1 protein-coding gene is annotated in these 704 nt (G+C 42.3%); it reads left to right on the forward strand.

The features are described from left to right. Nucleotides 1-564 (forward strand): hypothetical protein (locus tag C5471_RS23415; RefSeq protein ID WP_166296617.1); only part of this gene is annotated, 564 nt, incomplete at its 5' end. Between the last annotated feature and the right edge of the window lie 140 nt (nt 565-704).

Consider the following 704-nt stretch of genomic DNA (forward strand, 5'->3'; position numbering starts at 1 on the left):
ATGTTAAATGAAGGTAAATCCCCTCAAGAGATTTCAGCGGCATTGTCAAAACATGCCAAAGGCGATCACCCGGAAGGACAAGATCCAGTAAGAGGGTTGGTAACAGCATGGGGAGCGGGAATGTCCACAGTGGTGGCACCGGTGCTGCTGCCATCGGGAGCAACGATAGGCAGTATTTTTGCTGGAGGTCTAATTAGTGGAACGGCCAACATTAGTAATCAGCTTACAAATGGTTCTGTGAACATGACTGATGCACTGATAGCCACGGGAACAGGAGCAGTAACGCAAGGCAAAGGGTTTTGGTTTACAGAAGTAGCGAGTATAACGGGTGCTTATATTGGGGCAAAATTACAAGATAAAAATCCACTTGCTCCGGTAGTAGGTGCAGCAGTTGGTAATGCTGTAGGTGCAATCGGAGGAAAAGTTATTACTGATAAACTTGCACCAATAGTAGCTAACCCAATTAAAGGTGAAGTCGGCGGTGCTATCAGTGGAGCTCTAATTTCTGAAGCGGTAGGAAATCGAGTTGAAAATCAGTTAGATAAACGTGGAGGAGGTAAATGAGATATCAAAAAGCCACTTATCAGGCTCTTTTATTGCTTACCAGTCTATGGTTTATATTATTTTTCTGTATGGTTTTTATTACCAGCCTTATTTTAGCAACAATTTTTTATTTCACAGATGGACAATTTTTCTTCTCTCTA

The sequence above is a fragment of the Photorhabdus tasmaniensis genome (assembly GCF_011189505.1).
Taxonomy (GTDB): domain Bacteria; phylum Pseudomonadota; class Gammaproteobacteria; order Enterobacterales; family Enterobacteriaceae; genus Photorhabdus; species Photorhabdus tasmaniensis.